The sequence below is a fragment of the Sphingopyxis sp. Q841 genome, assembly GCF_052384365.1.
GTDB lineage: Bacteria > Pseudomonadota > Alphaproteobacteria > Sphingomonadales > Sphingomonadaceae > Sphingopyxis > Sphingopyxis terrae_A.
In genome coordinates this window covers 1,773,717-1,797,873 of the sequence record NZ_JBQSUM010000001.1, presented here as the reverse complement: position 1 = coordinate 1,797,873, position 24,157 = coordinate 1,773,717, and the positions used below count along the sequence as shown (strand labels likewise).

The 24,157-nt window shown below is 63.4% G+C and carries 28 protein-coding genes and 1 other annotated feature; of the genes, 19 read left to right on the top strand and 9 right to left on the bottom strand.

The annotated features are described in order from the left end of the window. Window positions 1-46 precede the first annotated feature (46 nt). Window positions 47-1,129: a helix-turn-helix transcriptional regulator gene (locus tag ACT17R_RS08950; RefSeq protein WP_234179363.1), complete on the bottom strand. Its 1,083-nt coding sequence runs from the start codon at window positions 1,127-1,129 to the stop codon at window positions 47-49. Between the two features lie 357 nt (window positions 1,130-1,486). On the opposite strand from ACT17R_RS08950, the gene ACT17R_RS08945 reads away from it, so the two are divergent. The 7 genes from ACT17R_RS08945 (at window position 1,487) to ACT17R_RS08915 (ending at window position 7,129) form a co-directional block, all read left to right on the top strand. Beyond that, a complete protein-coding gene (locus ACT17R_RS08945; protein ID WP_086457539.1) occupies window positions 1,487-1,816 on the top strand; it encodes an ArsR/SmtB family transcription factor in 330 nt (109 codons plus the stop codon). Between the two features lie 13 nt (window positions 1,817-1,829). Next, window positions 1,830-2,258: an arsenate reductase (glutaredoxin) gene (arsC, locus tag ACT17R_RS08940; protein WP_263588100.1), complete on the top strand. Its 429-nt coding sequence runs from the start codon at window positions 1,830-1,832 to the stop codon at window positions 2,256-2,258. Between the two features lie 3 nt (window positions 2,259-2,261). Continuing rightward, on the top strand, window positions 2,262-3,320 hold the full coding sequence (gene arsB / locus ACT17R_RS08935) for an ACR3 family arsenite efflux transporter (RefSeq protein WP_263588099.1): 1,059 nt from the start codon (window positions 2,262-2,264) through the stop codon (window positions 3,318-3,320). An 8-nt stretch (window positions 3,321-3,328) separates the two neighbouring features. Further along, window positions 3,329-4,084 carry an arsenical resistance protein ArsH gene (arsH, locus tag ACT17R_RS08930; protein ID WP_444809305.1) on the top strand — a complete coding sequence of 252 codons (756 nt, stop codon included), beginning with the start codon at window positions 3,329-3,331 and terminating at the stop codon, window positions 4,082-4,084. 141 nt (window positions 4,085-4,225) lie between these two features. Continuing rightward, entirely contained in the window at window positions 4,226-4,885 is a 660-nt protein-coding gene (locus ACT17R_RS08925) for a cytochrome b/b6 domain-containing protein (RefSeq protein WP_444809304.1), read from the top strand. A gap of 9 nt (window positions 4,886-4,894) precedes the next feature. Next, window positions 4,895-5,389, top strand: coding sequence for a helix-turn-helix transcriptional regulator (locus ACT17R_RS08920; RefSeq protein ID WP_444809303.1), 495 nt, complete (start codon window positions 4,895-4,897; stop codon window positions 5,387-5,389). 127 nt (window positions 5,390-5,516) lie between these two features. After that, window positions 5,517-5,572, top strand: a sequence feature (sul1 is cis-regulatory element that is thought to sense ions involved in sulfur or methionine metabolism; They are found in Alphaproteobacteria). Window positions 5,573-5,632: 60 nt separating this feature from the next. Further along, the gene (locus tag ACT17R_RS08915; RefSeq protein ID WP_444809302.1) at window positions 5,633-7,129 is read left to right on the top strand and encodes a SulP family inorganic anion transporter; all 1,497 of its coding nucleotides are present in this window, start codon (window positions 5,633-5,635) and stop codon (window positions 7,127-7,129) included. 190 nt (window positions 7,130-7,319) lie between these two features. Here ACT17R_RS08915 and ACT17R_RS08910 read toward each other — a convergent pair whose 3' ends face one another. Both ACT17R_RS08910 and ACT17R_RS08905 read right to left on the bottom strand, forming a co-directional pair. Beyond that, the gene (locus ACT17R_RS08910; RefSeq protein ID WP_444809301.1) at window positions 7,320-7,769 is read right to left on the bottom strand and encodes a hypothetical protein; all 450 of its coding nucleotides are present in this window, start codon (window positions 7,767-7,769) and stop codon (window positions 7,320-7,322) included. Continuing rightward, entirely contained in the window at window positions 7,709-7,951 is a 243-nt protein-coding gene (locus tag ACT17R_RS08905) for a hypothetical protein (RefSeq protein ID WP_444809300.1), read from the bottom strand. The genes ACT17R_RS08910 and ACT17R_RS08905 overlap by 61 nt, the downstream gene beginning before the upstream one ends. Before the next feature lie 306 nt (window positions 7,952-8,257). Here ACT17R_RS08905 and ACT17R_RS08900 point away from each other — a divergent pair, with 306 nt between their 5' ends. The 4 genes from ACT17R_RS08900 (at window position 8,258) to ACT17R_RS08885 (ending at window position 11,690) form a co-directional block, all read left to right on the top strand. After that, complete coding sequence (locus ACT17R_RS08900; RefSeq protein ID WP_444809299.1) at window positions 8,258-9,547, top strand: erythromycin esterase family protein; 1,290 nt, start codon at window positions 8,258-8,260, stop codon at window positions 9,545-9,547. Next, window positions 9,544-10,203 carry a dienelactone hydrolase family protein gene (locus ACT17R_RS08895; protein ID WP_062901301.1) on the top strand — a complete coding sequence of 220 codons (660 nt, stop codon included), beginning with the start codon at window positions 9,544-9,546 and terminating at the stop codon, window positions 10,201-10,203. The genes ACT17R_RS08900 and ACT17R_RS08895 overlap by 4 nt, the downstream gene beginning before the upstream one ends. After that, entirely contained in the window at window positions 10,200-10,862 is a 663-nt protein-coding gene (locus tag ACT17R_RS08890) for a phosphoribosyltransferase (protein ID WP_062901302.1), read from the top strand. The genes ACT17R_RS08895 and ACT17R_RS08890 overlap by 4 nt, the downstream gene beginning before the upstream one ends. 189 nt (window positions 10,863-11,051) lie before the next feature. Continuing rightward, window positions 11,052-11,690, top strand: a complete 639-nt coding sequence (locus tag ACT17R_RS08885) for a hypothetical protein (RefSeq protein ID WP_062901303.1) — start codon at window positions 11,052-11,054, stop codon at window positions 11,688-11,690. 189 nt (window positions 11,691-11,879) lie between these two features. Here the strand turns inward: ACT17R_RS08885 and ACT17R_RS08880 are convergent, their stop codons facing one another. Together ACT17R_RS08880 and ACT17R_RS08875 are read right to left on the bottom strand one after the other, a co-directional pair. After that, window positions 11,880-12,464, bottom strand: a complete 585-nt coding sequence (locus tag ACT17R_RS08880; protein ID WP_062901304.1) for an NAD(P)H-dependent oxidoreductase — start codon at window positions 12,462-12,464, stop codon at window positions 11,880-11,882. Further along, window positions 12,461-12,745, bottom strand: coding sequence for a hypothetical protein (locus ACT17R_RS08875; RefSeq protein ID WP_202988426.1), 285 nt, complete (start codon window positions 12,743-12,745; stop codon window positions 12,461-12,463). Before ACT17R_RS08875 ends, ACT17R_RS08880 begins: the two co-directional genes overlap by 4 nt. A 219-nt stretch (window positions 12,746-12,964) precedes the next feature. On the opposite strand from ACT17R_RS08875, the gene ACT17R_RS08870 reads away from it, so the two are divergent. From ACT17R_RS08870 to ACT17R_RS08860, 3 genes are all read left to right on the top strand, one after another. Next, the gene (locus ACT17R_RS08870) at window positions 12,965-13,102 is read left to right on the top strand and encodes a hypothetical protein (protein WP_202988427.1); all 138 of its coding nucleotides are present in this window, start codon (window positions 12,965-12,967) and stop codon (window positions 13,100-13,102) included. Window positions 13,103-13,114: 12 nt separating this feature from the next. Next, entirely contained in the window at window positions 13,115-13,708 is a 594-nt protein-coding gene (locus ACT17R_RS08865; protein WP_062901305.1) for a CC0125/CC1285 family lipoprotein, read from the top strand. Between the two features lie 235 nt (window positions 13,709-13,943). Next, the gene (locus ACT17R_RS08860; protein WP_062901306.1) at window positions 13,944-14,429 is read left to right on the top strand and encodes a hypothetical protein; all 486 of its coding nucleotides are present in this window, start codon (window positions 13,944-13,946) and stop codon (window positions 14,427-14,429) included. A gap of 258 nt (window positions 14,430-14,687) precedes the next feature. Here ACT17R_RS08860 and ACT17R_RS08855 read toward each other — a convergent pair whose 3' ends face one another. Next, complete coding sequence (locus tag ACT17R_RS08855; RefSeq protein WP_238929747.1) at window positions 14,688-14,981, bottom strand: hypothetical protein; 294 nt, start codon at window positions 14,979-14,981, stop codon at window positions 14,688-14,690. Between the two features lie 15 nt (window positions 14,982-14,996). Here ACT17R_RS08855 and ACT17R_RS08850 point away from each other — a divergent pair, with 15 nt between their 5' ends. From ACT17R_RS08850 to ACT17R_RS08840, 3 genes are all read left to right on the top strand, one after another. After that, on the top strand, window positions 14,997-16,544 hold the full coding sequence (locus ACT17R_RS08850) for a PAS domain-containing sensor histidine kinase (RefSeq protein ID WP_444809298.1): 1,548 nt from the start codon (window positions 14,997-14,999) through the stop codon (window positions 16,542-16,544). After that, complete coding sequence (locus ACT17R_RS08845) at window positions 16,534-17,148, top strand: response regulator transcription factor (RefSeq protein ID WP_440511713.1); 615 nt, start codon at window positions 16,534-16,536, stop codon at window positions 17,146-17,148. The genes ACT17R_RS08850 and ACT17R_RS08845 overlap by 11 nt, the downstream gene beginning before the upstream one ends. Window positions 17,149-17,224: 76 nt before the next feature. Then, complete coding sequence (locus ACT17R_RS08840) at window positions 17,225-17,470, top strand: response regulator transcription factor (RefSeq protein ID WP_062901308.1); 246 nt, start codon at window positions 17,225-17,227, stop codon at window positions 17,468-17,470. A gap of 33 nt (window positions 17,471-17,503) precedes the next feature. Here ACT17R_RS08840 and ACT17R_RS08835 read toward each other — a convergent pair whose 3' ends face one another. The 3 genes from ACT17R_RS08835 to ACT17R_RS08825 form a co-directional block, all read right to left on the bottom strand. Beyond that, window positions 17,504-18,760, bottom strand: coding sequence for an NRAMP family divalent metal transporter (locus ACT17R_RS08835; RefSeq protein WP_238929748.1), 1,257 nt, complete (start codon window positions 18,758-18,760; stop codon window positions 17,504-17,506). A 206-nt stretch (window positions 18,761-18,966) separates the two neighbouring features. Further along, entirely contained in the window at window positions 18,967-20,259 is a 1,293-nt protein-coding gene (locus ACT17R_RS08830; protein WP_444809297.1) for an MgtC/SapB family protein, read from the bottom strand. 260 nt (window positions 20,260-20,519) lie between these two features. Next, window positions 20,520-22,127: an MBL fold metallo-hydrolase RNA specificity domain-containing protein gene (locus ACT17R_RS08825; protein WP_444809296.1), complete on the bottom strand. Its 1,608-nt coding sequence runs from the start codon at window positions 22,125-22,127 to the stop codon at window positions 20,520-20,522. 189 nt (window positions 22,128-22,316) lie between these two features. Here ACT17R_RS08825 and ACT17R_RS08820 point away from each other — a divergent pair, with 189 nt between their 5' ends. Next, window positions 22,317-23,009, top strand: a complete 693-nt coding sequence (locus ACT17R_RS08820) for a Crp/Fnr family transcriptional regulator (protein ID WP_444809295.1) — start codon at window positions 22,317-22,319, stop codon at window positions 23,007-23,009. Window positions 23,010-23,052: 43 nt separating this feature from the next. Beyond that, window positions 23,053-24,018: a L,D-transpeptidase family protein gene (locus tag ACT17R_RS08815; protein WP_444809294.1), complete on the top strand. Its 966-nt coding sequence runs from the start codon at window positions 23,053-23,055 to the stop codon at window positions 24,016-24,018. Window positions 24,019-24,157: the final 139 nt, after the last annotated feature.

The window sequence follows — 24,157 nt, the reverse complement described above, 5'->3', positions numbered from 1 at the left end:
GCATGCGGTTCATCCTCCAGATGGAGGATGGGACGGAGTTTTTCGACTAGTTCGGAGCGGTTGCACCGAGCCGCGCCAGCAGCCCGGCAAGGTCGGACTGCCGTGACGTGCCCGTTTTCTCGAGCACACTGCGAATTTGGCTGCGCACTGTGCTGATGGCGACACAGCCCGATGCCGCGATTGCCTCTGGCGTTTCGCCGCGTGCGATACCACTGGCAACGCGCGCTTCCGACGGCGTCAGGTCAAAAAGCGACTTCATCAGCGTTGCCGAAGGCACGCTATCCGAAGCGACCGGCACCATCATCAGCAAGGCATAGGAATCCCCAAAAACATCGTGCGCACCGCGCTGAACCGGGATCAGATGCGCGACCTGCCGGGGCATTCCCGCCGCGTCACGTACCGGAAACGATCGCGCGCTGATGGCGGGTGCCGAGGTCAGCGATGCCAGGGCGTCGTCGAGGAGCGCATCTGCCTGCCTGTCCGCCAGTCGCAGGCGGCCGTGGGCACCCAATATCACAAGCGGTGACACATCGGTGCCAAGCGGGCTCATCTCGACAACTTCACCGCCTGCGCGCAGGAGAAAGGCAGGCAGGTGCATCGCGGTCAGCGCCTCGGCGGCGCCCTGCGCGCGCTTGTGCTGCATACGCGCGCTCACGAGCGCGCTGCGCGCCAGATGCGGGCGCAGCAGATTGAGCCGTGCCACGCTTTCGGCCGCCACGGGGCCTTCAGAAAAGGCGCGCTCGACGCTGAACACGATATTGTCGCCGGTCGGCACCTGGACCCCGGTTCCCGCCGACCATCCCAGCCCGCGCGGACGGAAAAAATCGCGATACACCGGATCGGCATCGATTTCCGCGTCGCTCCAGAAATCATGCTCGACGAAAAAGGAGGGTTCCTCGCGGCCCATCAGGCAAACGCGCCGGCTGCATTTGCCGAACCATCCTTCCTCCACATAGGCCGCAAAGACGTCGGCTACGCGCTCGGAAGCGGTCCAGTTCAGGGCCTTGCGCGCCGAGAAGAGAAGCCCACCCGCCGAACCCGCGAGCGCTGCCACCTCGTCGAGAACCGCCGGCCATGCCTCCGGGACCACCGAGCATTCGTAAATCCGATCGACAAGTCCGTCTTGCATTCTTGATCCCCGCGGGCAGATGGAGGCATTGTCGTCACCTTGGTCCAAATGGCAAGAGTAAGGAGCGCAGCCCGTAAAGCGCATCTGTCCAACCCGGTTAAGGCTTTACACGGCGGCCGGCTCTCCCAAGCAAAGATTGTCGGGCATGTGGCTGAAGCCACACATAGCGCCGGATATTTGACGGCCTGAGAGTTGCCATCCGCGCGTTAGGGTAAACTCATCTTGGCACATAGATGCCGCGAGCGGGAGCCATCCACCTCATCTGCTTCGGGCACCGAAACGAGGAAAGTGATATTAACGCATCGGGAATTTGCGATTGTTATTGCCAGATGGAAATCCATCGGGTAATTTCGATGAATGACCACTGACGCAGCCCTGCTGGCGCTCGCCGCGCTCGCGCATCCGACCCGGCTCAATGCCTTCCGTTTGCTTGTGCGACACGAGCCCGAAGGACTTTCGACAGGACAGCTCGTCGAACATTCTGGACTGACGCAGAGCACCTTCTCGACGCATCTCGCTGTGCTCGCCAAGGCTGGACTCGTGCAGTCAGAGAAGCGCGGACGCAACATCATCCAGCGCGCCGACATTGATGCTCTTCGCGGCCTGATGCTTTTCCTCGCCAAGGATTGCTGTGACGGGCGCGCCGAACTCTGTGAACCGCTGCTCGCCGAACTCGCCTGCTGCTGATCGGGATTGAGCCGTGGCCGACATTCTCATCTATCACAATCCCGACTGCGGCACCTCACGCAACACGCTTGGCCTCATCCGCAACGCGGGGATCGAACCGCATATCGTCGAATATCTGCAGTCGCCGCCCACGCGTAGGCTGCTCGAACAGTTGATCGCCCGCGCCGGTATAGCACCGCGAGACCTCCTGCGGCAGAAAGGTACGCCCTACCTCCAGCTCGGCCTCGACGATCCCGCGCTCAGCGATGCGGAAATCATCGACGCGATGATGGCGCATCCCATTCTGATCAACCGTCCGCTCGTCGTATCTCCGCTCGGTGTGAGGCTCTGCCGCCCTTCCGAGGCCGTACTCGACATCCTTCCGGCGAGGCAGCTTGGCGCCTTCGCCAAGGAGGACGGCGAGCAGGTGGTCGACGACGCCGGCAACCGCATCGGCGACTGATCGATGCCGCAGATCAAAGGCGAACGCCTGTCGTTCCTCGACCGCTATCTGACGCTCTGGATATTCCTGGCGATGGCCTTGGGGGTGCTTCTCGGAACCATCTTCGAGGGCCTCCCAAGCGCGATCGAGGCGCTGTCGATCGGCACGACCAACATCCCGATCGCGATCGGCCTGATCCTGATGATGTATCCGCCGCTCGCCCGCGTGCGCTATAGCGAGCTTCCGCGCGTGTTCGACGACCGACGCGTCCTTGCGATCTCGCTCGTCCAGAACTGGATCATCGGCCCGGCGCTGATGTTCGCGCTCGCCATCCTCTTTCTTGCGGATCGACCCGAATATATGACCGGCCTGATCCTCATCGGCCTTGCGCGCTGCATCGCGATGGTCATCGTCTGGAACCAGCTCGCGAAAGGCGACAATCAATATGTCGCGGCGCTCGTCGCCTTCAACTCGATCTTCCAGATTCTCTTCTTCAGTGTCTATGCTTGGTTCTTCCTCACCATCCTGCCGCCGCTGTTCGGGCTCGAAGGCAGCGTCATCGACGTGAGCTTCTGGACGATCGCTAAAGCGGTTCTAATCTATCTCGGCATTCCCTTTTTCGCCGGATATCTGACGCGCCATATTCTCGCGAAGGCAAAAGGCAACGATTGGTACGAGACACGCTTCCTGCCGCGGATCGCCCCGATCACGCTCGTCGCGCTGCTATTCACCATCGTCGCGATGTTCAGCCTCAAGGGCGGCGAGATCGTCAGCATTCCCGCCGACGTTGTTCGCATCGCGATCCCGCTTACGATCTACTTCGTCATCCAGTTCCTGATCAGCTTCTGGATGGGTAAGCTCATCGACGCCGATTACCCGCGCACGACCGCGGTCGCCTTCACCGCCGCAGGCAATAATTTTGAACTCGCGATTGCCGTCTCGATTGCTGCCTTCGGCCTCGCCTCGCCCGTCGCCTTCGCAGCAGTAATCGGCCCGCTCGTCGAGGTCCCCGTCCTCATCCTCCTCGTCGGTGTGGCGTTTCGCCTCGGCCGCCGCTGGTTCCCCGCAACCACCCCACGGTAGACTAGCTCATGTCAGACCAAAACTTCGCGCGCCTGCGCGCACTCGTCGACCCCGACCACTTTCCGGCGCTCGGGCCCCAATATCTGCGCGCACAACCGGCGCTCGGTCTCGGCCCGCTCGATCCCGCGCCGCGCATTTTGCTGCTCTACGGCAGCTTGCGGGAACGCTCCTACTCCCGTCTCGTCGTCGAAGAAAGCGCGCGGCTGCTCCAGCTGTTCGGCTGCGAAACGCGGATCTTCGATCCCTCCGACCTTCCGCTTCCTGACCAGATCGCAGATGATGATCATCCGGCGGTCGAGGAGCTTCGCCAGCATTCGCTCTGGTCCGAAGGCCAGGTCTGGTGCAGCCCCGAACGCCATGGTCAGATCACCGGGATCATGAAGGCGCAGATCGATCACCTGCCGCTCGCCTATAAGGGACTCCGCCCGACGCAGGGCCGCACGCTTGCGGTGATGCAGGTCTCGGCGGGATCGCAATCGTTCAACAGCGTCAACACGCTGCGCATCCTTGGCCGCTGGATGCGGATGATCACCATTCCCAACCAGTCGAGCGTCGCGAAGGCCTATCAGGAGTTTGATAAGGCGGGCCGGATGCTGCCATCGAGCTATTATGACCGGATTGTCGACGTCGCCGAGGAGCTGGTGCGCTTCACCGTGCTCACGCGCGGCCATGCCGACCAGCTCGTCGACCGCTACTCGGAGCGGAAGGACCGGAACGAACCCGTCGTCACGCCAGCAGAGCTCGCGGGAATTCCGGGCACATAATGTTCGCAAAGCGCGCCCGGAAACTTACGCAACGGTGCTCCTGGCGTAAGCAGATGCTTAAATCCGCGAGCATAAGCATCTGACCGATGGCCCGGCGGCGTCAGCCATGATCGGATCCTTCGAGCAACGAAGGAAAAGAGCATGCCACACGCGCAACAATTAGAACTCGAAGAATTTTCCCCAGCCCCCGCTCGCTCGCGTCGCAGCTGGGATCCCGTCGTGAAAATCGCCCATTGGTCGATTGTCACCGCAATCATCGCCAATGCGCTGGTTACCGAAGAAGGATCGGGGGCGCACATCTGGGTGGGCTATGCGCTGGCCGCGGTCTTCGCGCTGCGCCTGCTGTGGGGTTTGATAGGTCCGGCCGAAGCTCGCTTTTCGGCTTTCCCGCCGAGCTTGCGCCGGGCTGTGGGGCATCTGCGCGATATAAGGGTCGGCCGAAAGGAGATCCATCGCTCGCACAATCCGCTTGGCGCGTTGATGGTCTACGCCATCTGGTGCGTGCTCGGCCTTATCATTGCCAGCGGAATAGCGATGGCAGGCCCACCTTCGGGCGCGCTCCCCGGCTCTGCGGATCAGGCGGGCGAGGTCAGCCGCCATTTGGTCGCCGAACAGGACGACGATGAGGAGGAAGACGAGGTGAAAGGCGCGGAGGGTAGCGAAAGCATGTGGGAAGAAGTGCATGAGACCAGCGTCAACCTGCTCTATATTCTGATTGCCCTGCATATCGCCGGAACAGTCTTCGAGACGCGCCGCAGCGGCCGGGAAATCCTGTTGGCCATGTTGCCCGGACGCGCGTAGACCGTGACCATGCGGGAAAGACGAAAAGCGCTGGAACGCCGGGCAGTCGCCATCACCTTCCTTGTGGCGCTGCAGACGCTCGCGACGATCTTCTTCGTCGCCGACGTCGCAGGCGACATCGCCGCGGATGGATGGAGCATGCACCTGTTCGTTGAATCCTGCGCAACCGCCGCCCTGCTGGCTGGCGTGGTCTTCGGCACGCTGCAGCTGCGCTGGCTGGTCGTTCGCGCAAGGCTTGACGAAGCTGCGGTCGCAACCGCGCGCGGCGCGATGTCAGATCTCGTCCGGCAGCGGTTCCTCGACTGGCAGTTGACCGGTGCCGAGGCCGATGTCGCGCTCTTCGCACTCAAGGGCTTCGATGCCGCAGAGATCGCATGCCTCCGCAGCGCGGCGTCGGGGACGATCCGGGCGCAGCTTGCGAGCATCTATGCAAAGGCCGGTGTCCATTCGCAGGTCGGCCTGATGGCCACGATGGTCGAAGATCTGGTCGAAGCCCCCAATTAGCGCCGGTCCAGCACTCGGCAGGGACTGGCCGGCTGGAGAGGGTCGGCTTTTATGATGCCAGGCACGAAAGCGAACAAAGCGATCGATTGCAAAGGAGCCCGGCATCAGGATAGAGGGCCGCCATTCGCAAGGACCCGGTGCAACTCCGGGTGGCTATTCCGGCCGCCGATCCGCCGGACAACATCGCACATGCAAATATGATCGCGTCCGCCCGGGCGCCATGTGTTTTGATGTGAGCTTTTCATGTTCAACGGATTTACCGCTTACCGCCAGCAATGGTTCGCCGGCGCCGCGACCGCACGCGCCGACATCCTTGCCGGCATTGTCGTCGCACTCGCACTGATCCCCGAGGCGATCGGCTTTTCGATCATCGCCGGGGTCGATCCGCGCGTCGGCCTTTATGCATCGATCGCGATCGCGATCGTCATCTCCTTTACCGGAGGGCGACCAGGGATGATTTCGGCGGCGACCGCCGCGGTGGCCGTCCTCGTCATTCCGCTCGTCCGCGAACATGGCGTTGAGTATCTCTTTGCCGCGACGATCCTGATGGGCATCATCCAGATTATCGCCGGATTGCTACGGCTCGACCTCGTCATGCAGTTCGTATCGCGCTCGGTGATCACCGGGTTCGTCAACGCGCTCGCCATCCTCATCTTCATGGCACAGCTGCCGCAGCTTATCGATGTGACGTGGCAGGCTTATGCGATGGTCGCGGGCGGGCTTGCCATCATCTACCTGCTCCCACTGCTGACGAAGGCCGTTCCCTCGCCGCTCGTCGCCATCCTGATCCTGTCGGCAATCAGCATTGGGTTCGGCCTGCCGGTGAACACGGTCGGCGACATGGGCAAGCTTCCGGAAGGTCTTCCGAACATCGTCCTGCCCGATGTACCGCTGACTTTGGAAACGCTACGGATCATCCTGCCCTATTCGCTGACGATGGCCGCAGTCGGCCTGCTCGAATCGCTCCTCACCGCGCAGATCGTCGACGACATGACGCACAGTGATAGCGACAAGCGCCGCGAATGCGCCGGACAAGGCACCGCCAACATCGCCGCCGCCTTCGTCGGCGGGATGGGCGGCTGCGCAATGATAGGTCAGTCCGTCATCAACGTCACCTCGGGCGGGCGGACCCGTCTTTCGACCTTCACCGCCGGCGCCACGCTCCTGATGTTGCTCGCCTTGCTCGGCCCCTATGTCGGCCGCATGCCGATGCCCGCGCTGGTCGCGGTGATGATCATGGTGTCGATCGGCACCTTCAGCTGGAACTCGATCGCGAACCTGCGCCGCCATCCGCCGACCTCGTCGATCGTGATGGTGACCACGGTGGTTGTGGTCGTGGCGACACACGACCTGTCCCTGGGCGTGCTCGCTGGCGTGCTGCTGTCGGGGATATTCTTTGCCGCAAAAGTGCAGCGGATGTTCGAGGTTCGGCGCGAGGCCAGTGATGACGCGAGCCGCACTACCTATTTCGTGACTGGCCAGATTTTCTTCGCCTCGGTCGACCGCTTCACACGGAGCTTCCAGACTGATGAGGCCGCACCCGACATCCTCATCGACGTGTCGGCCGCACATTTCTGGGACATCTCGGGTGTCGGCGCGCTCGACAAGATCATCGCGCGCCTGCGCCGCGAAGGCCGCACGGTGGAGGTCGTCGGTTACAATCGCGCCAGCGCCGACATCGTCGACAGGTTTGCATTGCACGATAATACGGGGTTCGAACTCGGTGCCGTACCTCATTGAAGAGCGGTCAGTCGAGGAAGAGCAGCTTCCACGGCTGGTCTTCGTTGAAGCGGACATACGCTGCCGCGAGGCCGAAAAACCATTGCCTATCGCAATCACCTTCCGCTCAGCATTGCTCGTGCGCCGCCAGCGGACCTTTCTGCCGGATCAGATCACGTCACCGATGCGGACATTTTAGATCTCGAGATAATCATTGATGCCATAATGTGAGCCTTCTCGTCCGACGCCCGATGCCGAGCGTCAGCAGTATTTCATCCGGGCGCGCGTAAATGCCGCGACGCGGCAATATCTTGGTCCGGATCTCTTCGGTCAGCGCCGCATCATCGTCAGCGATCCCGGACCACGACGCGACCTGCCGCCGTTTCAACGACAGGCTCACTGCCTCTCGCCAATCGCCGACAGGTAAAAGACTGTCGTCGAAGCAACCGTCGAGAAAGGGATAGGGATAGTGCTGCCAGGTGGCGGGCCGCGGCTCCGGAAGCGCGGGAAGGCGTGGAAGGCGTTCGGACCAGGGCACGCGGTTTGGCGTCGCGCGTTCGGCAATCCCCGTAACCTCGCCGAACCCGGTCCGTCCGGCGGTCAGGTCGCCAGAGATGAACGGACCGCTGCGTTCCCGGGCAACCACATGGCCATCTGCCACTGCTGATAGGCAATGGTTACCGTGCTGCGGGAAACGCCCAGGAGCCACGCCATAGTGAGCGAGGAGGGCAGCCTGTGCCCTGCCGACCAGGCTTGCGATCGCATCAATTCGATCACGCCCTTGCGGATCTGATCCTGCAATGTGGTATCGCTGGCGCGATCGAGCGTGAATGACGGGCGCATATTGTCTTGTGCTTGAATCGTTGCGACCAGATCAAGCGCAGACCCTTTTGACGCGCTGAGGGGTCGAGGAAGTTGTCATAAGACCGCGCCGTTCTGCGTGGAGCCGTTCCGCAGCGCGGCAGGCCGCGGCGCCGGTCCGGTTCCTGTTGTGGGCAAATCCAAACCGCATTCCCTATTCTATACGCGGAAAGCGCAGAGCAAGGGCTGACCGTTGAATTACGTATGGGCGCATCCTTCGCCGGTGAATAGGATAGCGTCATGTCGGCACATTCCGCCCTCGCTCCCACTATGCGCGAATGCGCCGGGATGCTGCGCAGGAACTTGGAGATACTGCCCGACGTCGATGCACCGGGCTTCGGCGACGCGTTCGACCGCTTCGGCGACGCGCGCGTCGTGCTGCTCGGCGAAGCAACCCACGGAACGCACGAATTCTATGCTGCGCGCGCGCGAATTACACGGCGGCTGATCGAACACCACGGATTCAATATCGTGGCGGTCGAAGGCGACTGGCCCGACATCGCCCGCTTCGACGGCTATGTGCGTCATGGCGCACCGCGTCCGCAAAGCGGCGACACGCGCGTTCGCTTCCCGACCTGGCTGTGGCGCAATGAGGATGTTCGCATTTTCGCCGACTGGCTGCGTCATCGCAATGCCGCGCTGCCTGAAACCGAGCGGGTCGCGATGCATGGGCTCGACATCTACAGCCTTGGCGAATCCATCGACGCGGTCATCGACTATCTGGAGGCACATGCGCCCGCGGCCGCTATCGAAGCACGGCGACGCTATGCTTGCCTCACGCCTTGGCAGGCGGAGCCGCAACATTATGGGCGTGCGGTGACGCAAGGCTTGCTCGCGCCGTGCGAAGCCGCAGTTGTGAGGCAGCTTGGCGACCTGCTCCAGCGCCGCATGGCGCTGATAGGGGACACTGCTGGCGGCGATGGCGAGGCCTATTTCGATGCCGAACAGAATGCCCGGATCGTGCGAGCCGCCGAACTTTATTATCGCGCCATGTACCGCGGCGGCTCCGCCAGCTGGAATCTGCGCGATCGGCACATGTTCGACACGCTCCAGGCCCTGATGGCGCATCGCAAGGAAGCGCGCGCGGTGATCTGGGCGCACAACAGTCATGTCGGCAATGCCGCTGCCACGGCGATGGGCTGGCAAGGCGAATTCAACATCGGCGAACTTGTCCGCAAAACCTATGGTGATCGCTGCGTGCTCATCGGCTTCGGCACCGACAGGGGCACCGTGGCGGCCGCGCCCGACTGGGGCGCAGCCATGCAGGTCATGCAGGTGCGTCCGGCGCGCGACGACAGCTGGGAAGGCGCCTTTCGCGGCACCGGCGTCGCTCGAGGCCTTCTCGATTGGCGAACGCGATCGAAAGGCGAGCTGCTTTCCGTCCTGTCGCAGCCGCGCCTCGAACGGGCGATTGGCGTCGTCTACCGTCCCCAAAGTGAGCTTGCGAGCCATTATTTCAAGGCTGCGCTTGCCGACCAGTTTGACGCCTATGTCTGGTTCGAGGAAAGCTGCGCGGTCACGCCGATCGGCGCCGAGCGCCCGCAAGGCGCACCGGAAACCTGGCCGTTCGGCCTATGAGCGCCCGCCAGATCATCGCGGACCGGGGCGAGTTGACGATCGGCAGCCTCGGACTCGGCGCGATCCTCGACGTGCCGCCCGGCGCCCGGGGCATCGTGCTTTTCGCCCACGGGAGCGGCAGCGGAAGATACAGTCCGCGCAATAATCATGTCGCCGGGAAATTGCGGGACGCAGGCTTCGCTACCCTCCTGCTCGATTTACTCATCCCCGGCGAAGAACGTGACCGGCGCAACGTGTTCGACATCGGTCTCCTGGCCGGACGCCTCCGGATGGCGTGCGACTGGTGCGAGGATTATCCCGCTACTGCAATGCTGCGACCCGCCTATTTCGGAGCGAGTACAGGGGCCGGGGCTGCGCTACGCGCTGCGGCAAATGACCCGCGCATCGCTGCGATCGTTTCGCGCGGCGGACGCCCCGATCTTGCGGGCACCTCGGCGCTTGAGCATGTCATGGCACCGACGCTGCTGATCGTCGGGGGCCGCGACGATCGCGTAATCGATCTCAATCGCGAGGCGCTCTCCCATATGCGATGCCCGCGCGAACTGGCGATCGTCCCGGGCGCGGGCCATTTGTTCGAAGAGCCGGGAACGCTCGACCTGGTTGTAGCGCTCGCGGTCAGTTGGCTCGGCCGCTTTCTTCCAGGAGTGCCCGCATGATCGACACCGAGCTTCCCTTTGCGAACCGGCGCGACGCGGGACGCCGCCTTGCCGCGACACTCGCGCCGCTGGGGCTCGCCGACCCCGTCATCCTCGCGCTCCCGCGTGGCGGCGTTCCGGTAGCCTATGAAATCGCCCGGAGGCTGCACGCCCCGCTCGATATACTGATCGCCCGCAAGATCGGTGCGCCCGGCCACGAGGAATATGGTATCGGTGCGATCGTCGATGGCTCGGCGCCGCAACTGGTTCTCGACGAGCAGGCCGCTCGGGCGTCGGGCGCCGATACGGCCTATATCGAACGCGAAGTGGCGCGCCAGCTCGACGAGATCGAACGCCGCCGTTCCGCATATCATGTCGGCGAGCCGGTACCGCTCGCGGGCCGCAACCTCATTCTGGTCGATGACGGGATCGCGACGGGCGGGACGGTACGGGTAGCGCTGAAGGCGCTTGCGTCTGCGGGCGCTCGCTCCGTTACGCTCGCGGTGCCCGTCGCTCCCGCCTCGGTATTTTCCGAACTACGCAAGATGTGCGACCGGATTGTCGTTCTCGCCGTACCCGAGCCCTTTTTCGCGGTCGGTGCCCACTATCGCGATTTCAGCCAGACTGGAGATGCTGAAGTTCGCGCGCTCCTCGAAAGCGCGCGGAGCGGCGTGCCTTGAAGCGGAGCATGCCCACCGCGTCGCAGGCACGCATGCGACGCGATGGAGGCAGCCCTCGTACATCTCACCCGGATCGACCGATGGAGGCGGCAATATGAAGCGATCGTCTATCATGGCCTACCGCCGAAACCGGCGCGCTCGAGGTCATCCTTACGACATGACGGTCGCGCGCGCCGGAGCCGATCGGCCGTGACCAACCGAATGAGGGAGCTAGCGAGCGAGATCGTCCGCCTCCAGACTGAACTCGATCGCGAGATCGAGCGTCGGCGCCGCGAACTCGGCTGGTCGATCAAGGGGCGGCTGGTCCGTTTCGAGGAAGGGATTGTCGCGCAGCAGCGGCACTTTCGGATCGGCGTAACCGATCTGGTGCGCCGCGCATCGCTCGGAACGATCATGACGGCACCCATCATCTATTCGATGATCGTACCGCTCGCGCTGCTCGATCTATGGGCGACGATCTTTCAAGCGATCTGCTTTCGGGTCTATTGTATTCCGAAAGTCCGCCGCGCGGACTATATCGCGCTCGACCGTGGCCGGCTCGCCTACCTCAACTGGATCGAGGCGCTCAACTGCGTCTATTGCGGCTATGGCAATGGCGTCGTCGCCTATGCCCGCGAGATTTCAAGCCGGACTGAGCAATATTGGTGCCCGATCAAGCATGCGGTACGGATAACCGACCCGCATCAGCGCTACTACGACTTCCTAGAATATGGCGATGCCGAGGGCTATCGCGTCCGTCTCGACGGCTTACGCGCCGCGCTGCGCGAGGAGGCTGCGGAAAGCGTCTCGCAAAAGGAGAACGCAGATACGGGTCCGCCATCTGCTTAAAGGTCAGATTTTACACGAGATTCCGCCGCGTTCTGCGCCAGCGGCCAATAGGCAAACCGGGAGCAATGTCTCCAATGTTCTCGGTCCTTTCGCCGCCTTGGCCGAAGCCCCGGCAACGTTCAGGGACTGGCATCGGCGCTGGCGCCCATGAATACGCAATGCTCCGTCGCTATCATCTGGCGCGACGCTCTATCGACCTGCCCGGCCGCTCGCCGTCAGGCGTTTCAGCCAGAAGGCGCGAATATCCTCGTCGCCTTCGACGTTGCCGATGACACTGCGGCACACCGGCGTGATGCCGACGAACTTCAATATGTTGCGCTCGAGGCTCTTTAGGCTGTGGGCGCCATAAAAGGTTCGATACAATAGCGCGGGCATCCCCATCGTCACCACGACATGCGCGGTTCGGCCCTTCAGTTTTTTCTCGGGCAGACCGCCCTCGCGATAGCGAAAGGCAAAGCCCGGCCGCATGACCTGTTCGAAAAACGCCTTGAACAGCGCCGGGATGTCGCCCAGCCACAACGGGTAGAGCAGAAGGATATGCTCGGCCCAGACAATATCCGCCTGCGCGGCTGCAATCGCGGGCGACGGCGAACCCTCCTCCCACACGTGACGCGATGTCAGCGGATCGATCGCCATCGTCGCGATGTCGATACGGCGCACCGCATGGCCCCCCGCTTCGGCCCCTTCGGCGTAGCGATCGGCAAGCGCATGGACGAAACGGCCGCGGTCGGGGTCGGGATGACCGTCAACAATGAGGATGCGTCTGACGGTCATGCCCGTGCTCCCAGAGGTGTCGGTTCGAAAGTTCGGCGCAGAATCCTGATCGTTGGATCATCCGGATCGGCGTGGCAGGTAAAGCCCGGTTCACGCTCCATGCGCAGCGCAGCGTCATGATCGGCGAACTCGATCGCTTTGACCGACCCTATGCGTTCCGCTTCGGCGCGATATTCGGCAGATGACCCCGCGAAGCCGCCGAGAGAATTCGACCGCCCCAACGCGCTGATGAGGGCGAGGCTGCGCGGCTGGAGGAGAGGCTGCAAATTTCTGATCGACACGGAGGGGAGCTTTCACGACGGGGCCGAACGCCACTTGGGGATGCGCCGTACCGACATCCTTCGCCTATCCGTAAATATCCGCACGCGAAGGAAAGCGTCGGGAACGAAAGGCGGAGCCCGGCCTTCGGGCCGCCGCTCCGATTGGGATCAATACGTAAAGCAAGAGATGCAAAAGCCGCATAGCGCCTTGCCCAGGATGGTTTTGCGATCGGGTCGGCAATGCGCATTTCCAAGGGCTTCAAGGTTATGATCCTGGCGACGGCAAGCGGGCTGACCGTGGTCGACGACGCCCGGGCGGTCGTCAACTACATCCACGAATATGGGGTGCTGGCGGACTTGCCCGCCCCCCAGAACTGAGAGGATCAAGCGATGGCGAATGATCGTTTCTCGGCACTGGTTCTCCCCGCTCTGGCGGGGCTGGCGTTGGCACTGGGCGGCTGCGCCGCAACGACGACGCCCTATCAGCCCGCTTCGGCTTCAAGCAAGGTCAAAGGCGGATATTCGGAGGTCCAACTGGCGTCCGACAGATATCGTGTGACCTTCGAGGGCAACAACCTGACTTCGCGCGATACGGTGGAGGGTTATCTGCTGTACCGATCGGCAGAGCTGACGCTTGCCCAAGGTTATGACTGGTTCTCGATCGTCCAGCGCGAAACCGAGCATCGCGTGGAACGCCGCGTCGAACCCGATCCATTTTATCGTCCGTGGTATGGCTCGGCCTACGCCTATTGGCTGCCCGAATGGCGATATTATGGCCGGCCTTACGGCTGGCGCTCCTGGTATCCTTATGGAGGAGACCCCTTCTGGGCGAGCCGTATCGACGTCCGGACGGTCGAACAGTTCGAGGCGACGGCCGAAATCGTTATGCATCGGGGACCAAAGCCCGAGGGCAATGGCAAGTCCTTCGATGCCCGCGACGTCGTCGGAACGCTGGGGCCAAAGATCGAGCGCCCCAAAAGCTGAGCGCCAGCCCATTCTTTCCAGCATTGACGAAGGAGTAGTCATCATGAACCGTCAATGGACGGCATCGATAGCCGCTGTCGCCTTACTCGGCATGGTCCCGGGCGCGGCCCATGCCCAGCGCGGACCGGGCGCAGGGGCGAATACACCCAGACCGCCGATACCCGGCGGCGATCTCGACCTTACGCGCCACCGCCTGTGCACGCCGGGAGAAAGCTGTGACTAGGACCGGACCGATATGGACAACGATCGGGATCGCCTGCGCGACAAGGATCGAACCGGCGACCGGGACCAGGATCGCGACCGGCTGAACGCGTCGCAGGCCATCGACGACGAGCTCGCGCGCTTCAGCCTGCTGACAAGCGCCGAGCGCGCGCAGTTCCGCGAGGAGATGCGCACGGCAGCAACCGCCGAGGAGCGAGAGCGCATTCGTGCCCGGCATCGACAGACGATCGAGCAGCGCGCGCGCGAGATGGGTATCGATGCGCCGCTTGGCGCCGGCGGCGGCGCTGGGACCGGCAATGGAAACCGCTCGGGCTATATGATGATGACGATGCTTAGCGATCAGGAGCGAGCCCAATTCCGGCGCCGCCTGCAGGCGGCACAGACCGATCAGGAGCGCCAGCAGATCCGCAACGAGATTCACGCTGCAGCTCGGCAGCGCGCGCGTGAATTGGCCGTCGATGTGCCTGAATGGTACGGACAGGGGATAGGGCCTCGTTAGAAAGGCGTCGCGCCATCGAGCCTCCATGAAAGGGCTGTCGGGCGTCTCAGCGGACGGCCTGTCCCTGACCGCGCCTGTGATGCTTGATTGGAATCCCGTTGGAGGACTGCCGCCGGATCCAGTCAGGCCTTGCGCGATATACTTGGCTATTTCCCGTAGAGGCGTCACTATGATATAAGCTTGTACGCAATAGTCGGCCACAGGGCGACGCGGCTCCTCCGGAGGGAGACGGCAATCGTGATGTCGACGGCGCACAAATCATTTTTGATCCGGGTTGCGGTCGCTATCGCAATCGTTTGCGCTGCCGCGCTGTTTCGCTACGCCCTCAATCCTTGGCTTGGCGGACGGGCGCCCTTCCTTTTCTTTACTCTTGCCGTTCTCGGCGCTTCCTATGCCGTAGGATCGCGGGCGGCCGCGATCGCAATCATTCCCTCCATCGGCTTTGGCGTCGGATTTGCAATGCAGCAAGGCATTCATACCCCCGACGTCCTCGAAGGCAGCGCCTTTGTGCTGATCGCAGCCGGGATAGTACTCCTGAGCCGCGGACTTCATCGGACGCGCGTCCGAATGGCCGCGAGCGAGGGGCGCGCGGCGCAGCGCGCTGCCGAAACGGCCATCGTTGCCGAAGAACTCAGTCTGCTGATCGATGCGGCACAAGGCCACGCCATTTACATGCTTGATGCCGAGGGTAAGGTTTCGATCTGGAACCAGGGAGCCGCCCGGTTGCTCGGCTGGGACGCGGATGAAATCATCGGGCGCGATGCTGCGCTCTTCTACCCGGCCGATGCCATCGAAGCGGGCGCGCCCGCGCGCGATATCGCGCGGGCAAGGCAGGTTGCGAAATTTTCAACCGAGGATTGGCGCGTTCGCAAGGACGGTTCCGAATTTCTGGCTCAGATTTCGATGTCGACATTGCGCCGCGCCGACGGCCGCGTGCGATGCTACGCCGTCGCCTTGGCCGACATCACGAGCCGCCGCGCCACCGAGGACGCGCTGCGCGCGCAGGAAAGCCATTTGCGCTCGATCCTGTCGACGGTCCCCGACGCGATGATCGTTATAGACGACCAGGGCAAGATCCTGTCGTTCAGCGCCGCGGCCGAGCGGCTGTTCGGCTACAGCGAAGCCGAACTGCTCGGGGCCAATGTCAGCGCGCTCATGCCTTCGCCCGACCGCGATCGCCACGATGGATATATCGCGCGTTATCTCGCGACGGGGGAAAAGCGCATCATCGGCATCGGACGCGTCGTTTTCGCGCAGCGAAAGGACGGGTCGACTTTTCCGATGGAACTGTCGATCGGCGAGGCCGCGAGCGAAGCGCACCCCTTGTTCACCGGATTCATCCGCGACCTCACCGAACGCCAGAAGACCGAGGCGCGGCTCGAATCCCTGCAGTCCGAGCTCATTCATGTCTCGCGGGTTAGCGCGATGGGAACAATGGCCTCCACGCTCGCGCACGAACTCAATCAGCCGCTCACCGCGGTCGCAAATTATGTCGAAGCGATCCGCGATATGCTCGCGAAGCCCGAGCCCGATGATCTTCCGATGATCCGCGAGGCGCTCGACGATACCGCGAAGGAAGCGCTGCGTGCAGGCCATATCGTGCGCCGGCTGCGCGATTTCGTCGCGCGCGGCGAGGTTGAAAAGACGATCGAGAAATTGCCCGCGCTCATCAACGAGGCGGCGGTCCTTGGGCTGATGGGCGCGCGCGAGAAAGGGGTCGAACCTGTTTTCGACCTTGATCCCTATGCGTCGCCGGTCCTCGTCGACAAGGTTCAGATCCAGCAGGTGCTGATCAACCTCATTCGCAACGCGGTCGAAGCGATGACCGGCTGGCCACACCGCCGGCTTACCGTGTCGAGTCGGCCCGAGCAGCCTGGTTTCATCCGCGTGACCGTCGCTGACACCGGTCCCGGCGTAGCTCCGGCTATCGCCGAACAGCTTTTCACCGCCTTCGTGAGCACCAAGACAGATGGCATGGGGCTTGGGCTCTCCATTTGCCGCACCATCGTCGAAGCCAATGGCGGCAGGATCTGGATGCAGCCGGGGGAAGAAGGCGGCACGGAATTTCATTTCACGATGGTGAGCGCGAAAACGGGGGGACAGGATGACGACTAGAAAGCTGGTCCATATCGTCGACGATGAGGATGCCATCCGGCGTTCCGCAAGCTTCATGCTCAAGACATCCGGATATGCGGTCGAGACCTGGGCGACCGGCGTCGCCTTCCTGAAGGAAATCCGGCACGTGCCCGAAGGCTGTATCCTGCTGGACGTGCGCATGCCCGAAATGGACGGGCTCGAGGTCCAGCGGGCGCTGCGAGACCGCGGCGTCACCATGCCGGTGATCGTGCTGACGGGTCATGCCGATGTCTCGATTGCAGTGCGCGCGATGAAAGCGGGAGCCGTCGACTTCCTCGAGAAGCCCTTCGAAAAGGCGGTGCTCATATCAGCGATCGAAGCGGCGTTTGACCGGTTGGCGCAGGCCGACAGCGCGGCGACGCGAGCGACTGAGGCCAATGTCGTGCTCGGCGTACTGACGCCGCGCGAGCGCGAAGTGCTCGACGGGCTCGCGCAAGGCCTGCCGAACAAGACGATCGCCTATGACCTCGGCATCTCGCCGCGAACGGTCGAAGTGCACCGCGCCAATCTGATGGCGAAGCTTGACGTGCGAAGCCTCTCGGACGCACTTCGCCTCGCCTTCGCCGCGGGGTTGGGCGCCTGAATATAGGGACCAATACGTAGCGCGGCCCGCGGTTTCTGCTTCTAGAAGAAGGCATGGCTAGAAACGCTACTCGCACATGAAAGGCTCGCCGCGTCCCCATCCTTCGCTTGGCGACCTGACCGAGCGCGAACGCGAGGTGGTCGCGGGTCTCGTGCGGGGACTGACCAACAAGCAGATCGGCCAGGAGCTGGGCATCAGTCATCGCACCGTCGAAATCCATCGCGCGCGCGTGATGCGAAAACTGGGCGCGCCGACTCTCGCCGCGCTGCTCGCCTTCGTGCTGCCGCAGCGCAACAAGCTCGAAACCCGTCACCCTTCCTGACGGGCTTTTCGATTGCGCCGAAGTCGGCGGTCGTCAGCCTGCCTGGGCCACAGCAAATGCCAGGAACAGCAGCGAAGCGCCGGACATGACCGCCGTCGCTGCCCAACCGGCCCAATGCTGCGCTCGCGAGATCGTCAGTCGGCCCATCGCGCGTCTGTTGCGCGCGATCAGCATCATCACGATCATCAGCGGACCTGCCAGCAGGCCATTTACGACGGCGGCCCAGTATAGCGCTCGCGCCGGGTCGATACCGACGGCATTGAGCGAGGCTCCCGCAAGTGTCGTCGCGGCGATCGTGCCGTAGAAGAGCCGGGCGGACAGCGGCTTGGCATCGAGACTTCCGGTCCGTCCAGCCATCTCGGTCACCGCATAGGCTGCCGAGCCGGCCAGTACGGGCACCGCGAGCAGGCCCGTGCCGACGATCCCGAGCGCGAACATTGCAAAGGCAAATTGCCCCGCAACGGGTCGCAAAGCCTCGGCCGCCTGCGACGAGGTTGTAATGTCGCGAATTCCGCCAGCATGAAGGGTGGCAGCGGTGGCAAACACGATGGCAAGCGAAATGAGCGTGCTGAAGCCCATGCCGGTGAGTGTGTCGAGCCGGATGCGCCGAAGCTCGGGACCGGCTGTTGAAGGTGTCAGGCAGAGCGGCTTGGCGTGACGGCGATGTTGCTCTTCGATTTCCTGACCTGCCTGCCAGAAAAACAGATAGGGGCTGATTGTCGTACCGAGAATGGCGACAAAGGCCGTGGCATAGGCAGCGCTGAAGCGGATGTCGGGAACGACCAGCGACTTGAGTGCCGTTCCCCATGGCACATGTGCGACGAATAGCACGGCGACGTAGGTGAACAGGCTCAGCGTCGACCATTTGAGGATCGCGGCGTAACGCGGATAGCTCAGTCCCACTTCGAGGACGATGCACAGGATGCCGAACAATAGCGTGTAAAGCCCGCTGCTTCCCCCTGCCAGAAGCGCGAGCGCGGCGCCCATGGCGCTGAGATCGGCACCGAGATTGATGATATTGGCGACGATCAGCAACGAGACCATCGTCCACAACAGCGGGCGCGGATAATGGCGGCGGAGATTTCGGGCGATCCCGGCGCCCGTCACACGGCCAATTTCGGCAGCGATTTGCTGGATCGCGACCATGAGCGGAAAGCTGAGAACAAATGTCCAGGCCAGACCATAACCGAAAGCAGCCCCGACCTGGCTGTGCGTACCGATCCCGCTGGGGTCGTCATCGGCCGCCCCGGTGATGAGACCAGGCCCCAGCGCGCGAAGGAAGTCGCGCACGCCGCCATTGTCGCTGGCGGAGTGGCGAGGCGAAGAATCGTCCTTGATGACCAACGACCTGTCTTGTTGCGGTCCAAACGCGTTAGCCGCACCGTTCCGCTTCCCCCATGCGGGAAATTACTTATCCCGCGTCGCTGTTGATCGCGCACGAGGCGGACGGCATCGCGCGATGCCTGCCAGCGGCGGCGGCGCCTCACCATGACGATTTACCGAAGTATGAAGAGCACCATTACCAGTCCGGCCGCGACGCTCGCCAGCAGCGGTAGCGATGCGAGCCAGCCAAGGCGCGATCGCAAGAGCATGGGGGGGATCGCGGCTTTGAACAATGTGTTTGCGAGGACAGGCGCCGCTACCACCAGCCCGGCTGTCCGCGCGTCGAACACGCCGCCGGGCATTCCGCCGATCGTGATAATCGCTGCATCGACGTCGGCGATCCCCGAGACCGCCAATATGATCGCAATACCGGACTGGCCGATCCACGTCATCAGCCACCGCGCGAGCAGCGCCATCGCCATGACCAGCCCGGTCAGCACAAGCGCCGAACCGAAATTGAGCGGATTGCGCAAGACCATGGTGCTCGCCGGAGCGGAAGGCGCACGTCGCGCGGCCAACAACCCCCAGACCGCAGCGCCGATACTGACCAGCGCGGCGGGGGTTATCACGAGCGCGAGAGTAGACAGCGCGACGGGCGCGATGAGTGCGACGAGAAAGATGACGCGCACGAGCATCACCGCCGATGCCACGGCAATGCCAGAAATCAGCGTGGCTGCGTGTTCGTGATCATCGCGCAGACGGGTTGCCAAGGTCGTCGTCACTGCCGTCGATGAAACCATCGCGCCCGTCGCAGCCAGTGCCAGCGTGCCGCGCGTCGCACCAAGCCGCACGGTCGCGATATATCCTGCGAAGGAGAAGCCCGAAACAAACACCACGACAAGCCAGAGCTGGCGCGGATTCCAGGCCGCATAGGGTCCAAGGTAGCGATCCGGAAGTAGCGGAAGAATGACAAGCGCAATCAGCGCGAAGCGGGCGATCGCGCTGACCTCGGATTCGGTCAGGCCTGCGACCCAGTGGTGAAGCTGCGGTCGCAGCGTCAGAAGGAGCGTGGTACCGACGGCGACGATCGCCGCAATTTGGGCCTCGCCCCGCGTCGCTAGAAAGCCGCAGGCCAGCGCAATCAACGCAGCCAAGCTCGCAGTGCCGCTGACCCCGCCACGGCGCGGCTGCGTTCGTGCATAGCCAGAAAGAACGAGTAGTGCAGACGCCGCGAAGACAATCGTCGCGGTCGTAGGGCTGGCGGATTCCAGAACGCCGGCAAGACCCCCCGCCAGCCCCAGGAGCCCGAAGGTCCGGATTCCGGCGAAGCGACTGCCTTCAGCCGCGTGACGAAGTGTCCAGCCGCGCTGGATACCGATAAGCAGTCCCAGCCCGAGCGCTATTCCGAGCCTGGCCAGGACGGACCATTGGTCCGGCGTAGCCAAAATCGTCCCTGGCGCTGACATTCAGGCCTCCTGACGCAATAGCGAGCCTATGGAACCGGCCCTCGACTTTCCGGCCAGCTGTGATCCGTCAAAGATCGGCGTGGCGGTGCAAATGCGCGACGTCCCTTAGAAACAGGGCGGGCAGATCGTTGCCGACGTCGCTCATCATCCTTGCTCTTCGATCAACGCGTTCCGAAATGCCGCCGCTGACGCCGTCCGCCGAACGGCGCGCTCGCTCGTTGATGCGGCGAAACCGCGCGCACGTCGCTACGCAATGCCCCTTATGGCCGTCGATCGTCTCCGCCCTTTCGAGCAGCGCGTGCCTGCTGATAGCTGATCAGCACCTCGCGCATCGCCGCGACCGCTCTCGCGCGTGTCGCGGCGTCTTCGATCTGGGCCAGTTCCGCTTTGAGATTCGTCACGAAGTCGGCGTAGCTATTTTGCCAGTCGCGTCCGATCGCCGCTTGCAGCGCCGGGTCACCGGTTTTCGTTCGCCTTGCTGGCCCGCCCGCGGAGAGACGATAGGTTTCTCCCATCGCAGGGGCGACGATCGTCGCCGCATAGTCGCGCGACTGCGCCAAGCGTCGAAGCGTTTCGATCGCGGGAGCTTCGCCATGTGACAGAAAGAGGCTGCCCGCGATCGGCTTGCGCGCGCCGAGCCAGGCGAGCAGATCGTCCTGATCGGCGTGCGCCGAATAGCTGTCGATGCGGCGGATCTCGGCGCGTACCGCGATGTCTTCGCCCGAAAGGCGGACGCGGGTCGCTCCGTCGAGGATTATCCGTCCAAGCGACCCTTCGGCCTGGTAGCCGACGAACAGGATCGTCGAGTCGCGCCGGGCGAGATTATGCTTGAGATGGTGACGGATCCGCCCGCCCTCGCACATGCCCGACGCGGCCAGGATGATCGCGCCCGAAACGCTGTTGAGGCGGATCGAGGCGTTTACATCTTCGACGAAATGAAAGGCGGGATGATTGAAGACGGCGCCATCGAGATCTTCCAGCACCTCGGCGTATTTGGCGAAGACCCCCGTCGCGCGGCTCGCAAGCGGCGAGTCGATGAATATCTCGGTGGCCGGTATGCTGTTGCTGGCAATGAGGGCGGCAAGGTCGAGCAGCAGTTCCTGCGTCCGTTCGAGCGCGAAAACGGGAATCACGAGATTGCCGCCGCGGCGCAGCGCAGCATTGACTTCGGCGCCCAGCAGGCGGCGCCGCTCCTCGATCGTGAGATGATCGCGCTTGCGGTCACCATAGGTCGCCTCGCAAATCACATGATCGAAGCCCGCGGGACTCTGCGGATCGGGATGGAAAGCCTTGTGTTCGGGACCAAGGTCGCCGGAGCACAGAATATGGACGCCGGCGACCTCTAGCTCGACCGAAGCCGAACCCAGAATATGCCCCGCGTTCCACAGCCGCGCCCGAAATCCCGGTATCGGTTCGAACCATTGTTCAAGCGCGACGGCCCTGCTTTGGCGCCACGCCGCCAGCCCGTCCTCTTCGGTGTAGAGCGGCTCGAAAGGCGGCTGACCTGCCCGATCGCGGCGTCGGTTGCGCCGCGCCGCATCGCTTTCCTGAATGCGTCCGCCATCGGCGAGCATGAATTGGAGCAGATCCGATGTCGGCGCGGTGCACCAGATATCGCCGTCGAATCCCTCGGCGACGAGCCGTGGCAGCAGCCCGCTATGATCGATGTGAGCGTGAGTGAGAATGACCGCATCGACCTGCTTCGCTGAAAAGGCGAAGGGACTGCGGTTGAGGGTTTCGAGCGTGCGCGAACCCTGGAACAGCCCGCAATCGACGAGCAAGCGCTTGCCGTCGTGGGAATATTCCATGCACGACCCGGTGACCGTGCCCGCGGCGCCATGAAATGTAACTGAAACTTCGTTGCCCATATTGCTCCGCACCGGTGCGCCGCCCCTTGCGGCGCGGACGTGGAACCATCGGGAAGGACATTCCCGCGCCGCCAAAATGACCCGGGCGCCCTCTATTCCTAATACGTACTGTTCCTGACTCACACTGCCGATCAACTTGCCTAGAAGCCAGGAGATGACGCATGTCTCCACCAATCGCCGGCCCCTTCGATGAGCGACTGTTCGTCCTGCACGGTGCGTGGCCGCGCGATATGTGCGAGCCTCGATAGCGCGGAACTCGCCGAGCTGGGCCGCATGGGACGCCGCCAGCGCGTAAAGGCGGGGCACACGCTGTTGTGGGAGGGCGACGACGCTCCGTTGATCGCGAATGTGCTGCGCGGCGTTCTCAAGCTGGTCGTCGCCGCTACCGACGGGCGCGAACAGATCGTCGGGATCGTCTTTGCTTCCGATTTCATCGGCCGGCCGTTCGGCAAGGAAAGCCCTTACCGCGTCACCGCGATGAGCGACTCCGAACTTTGCATCTACAATCGCAACAGCTTCGACGCCTTCGCCGAAGCGCATCCGCATCTTCAGCACAAGCTCTTGCGCCGCACCCTCGACGAGCTCGACCGTGCGCGCTACTGGATGATGCTGCTCGGCCGCAAATCGGCTACCGAAAAAGTCGCCTCCTTCCTGCTGCAAATGGCCGAACGCCTGCCCATGGAGGACGGTGAGCCAGCGCGATCGCGGACGGCGTTCGAGCTGCCGTTCGGTCGCCAGCAGATCGCCGACATATTGGGTCTGACGATCGAGACGACGTCCCGGCAATTGACGCGAATGCGGGCCAATGGCCTGCTCGATCTCCCCTCGCGCCGCGAAGTCGTGATCCGCGATCGGCGAGCCATGGCGATTTTAGCGGGATGAGGAGACAGAACCTCCCTCCGCGCCGCGACATCGAGAGACCGAGATGAAGCGCGCCTCCTGGGTCGCGATACTGGTCGGCGGCGCGCTGCTGCCCATGGCGTCGATCGCCCAGGAACCCGTCCGCGGCGCATCGGTCCTGAGCGCCGCACAGGCCCTCAAGCCGGGCGAATATCTCTGGGCGCCCGAGGTTGCACCGCGGGGCCCGCTGCTGCTCATCGTCAGCATCGCCACGCAGCGCGCCATTCTTTATCGCAACGGCATCCCGATCGCGATCACGACGGTTTCGACGGGGCGGCCCAGTCATCGCACCCCAACCGGCGTCTTCACCATTCTCGAGCGCAAGGTCGAGCATTATTCGAGCCTCTACGACAACGCCCCCATGCCTTACATGCAGCGCCTGACCTGGGGTGGGGTGGCGCTGCATGGGGGGACGCTGCCCGGCTATCCGGCGTCGCACGGCTGCATCCGCCTGCCGCATGAATTTGCCCGTCTGCTTTACGGCGTGACGCGCCTCGGGATGACCGTCATCGTGACCGAGGAGGCGGCCGTACCGCGCATTGCACCCGCCGGCGGCCTCGCATGGGATGATGGCGATAGCCCGCATGGGGCGTTCGACTGGCATCCAGAGCGGGCCGCCTCAGGCCCCGTTTCGGTTGTGATCAGCTCGGCCGACCAGCGTGTCGTTGTTCTTCGCAGCGGGATTGCCATCGGTTCGGCGCCGGTACGGATCGACGGGCCGGTAGCTGCAACCACGGTATTCGTGCGGCAAGGCGGCACGGCTCCGGATGGCGGCTGGATCCGCGTCCATTTGCCCGACCCCCTCGCGGCGTCGAGCGACGAGAGCTTTGCTGGACGAATCCACGTGGACAAGGCGTTTCGCGACCTGGTCGGGCCGCTTCTCCAACCCGGCGCGAATGTGGTCATTACCACCGACTCGCTTCGCAGCGGCGCCGCGGGCGCCCTCCCTTTTCGTATCGAGGACGACGCAGACTCTACCCCGCCAGATTGACCGGCGCGCAGCGGGAGATCCGGCGGATCATAGAAGGCTAGCTCCTCGGGCGCAGCCCGACCATTAGTGTGGCCAAGAGTATCAGGGACAACAGACTGGTGCCGATGCGCAATCGCAGGCCGGCCTCAGTCAAAACGGG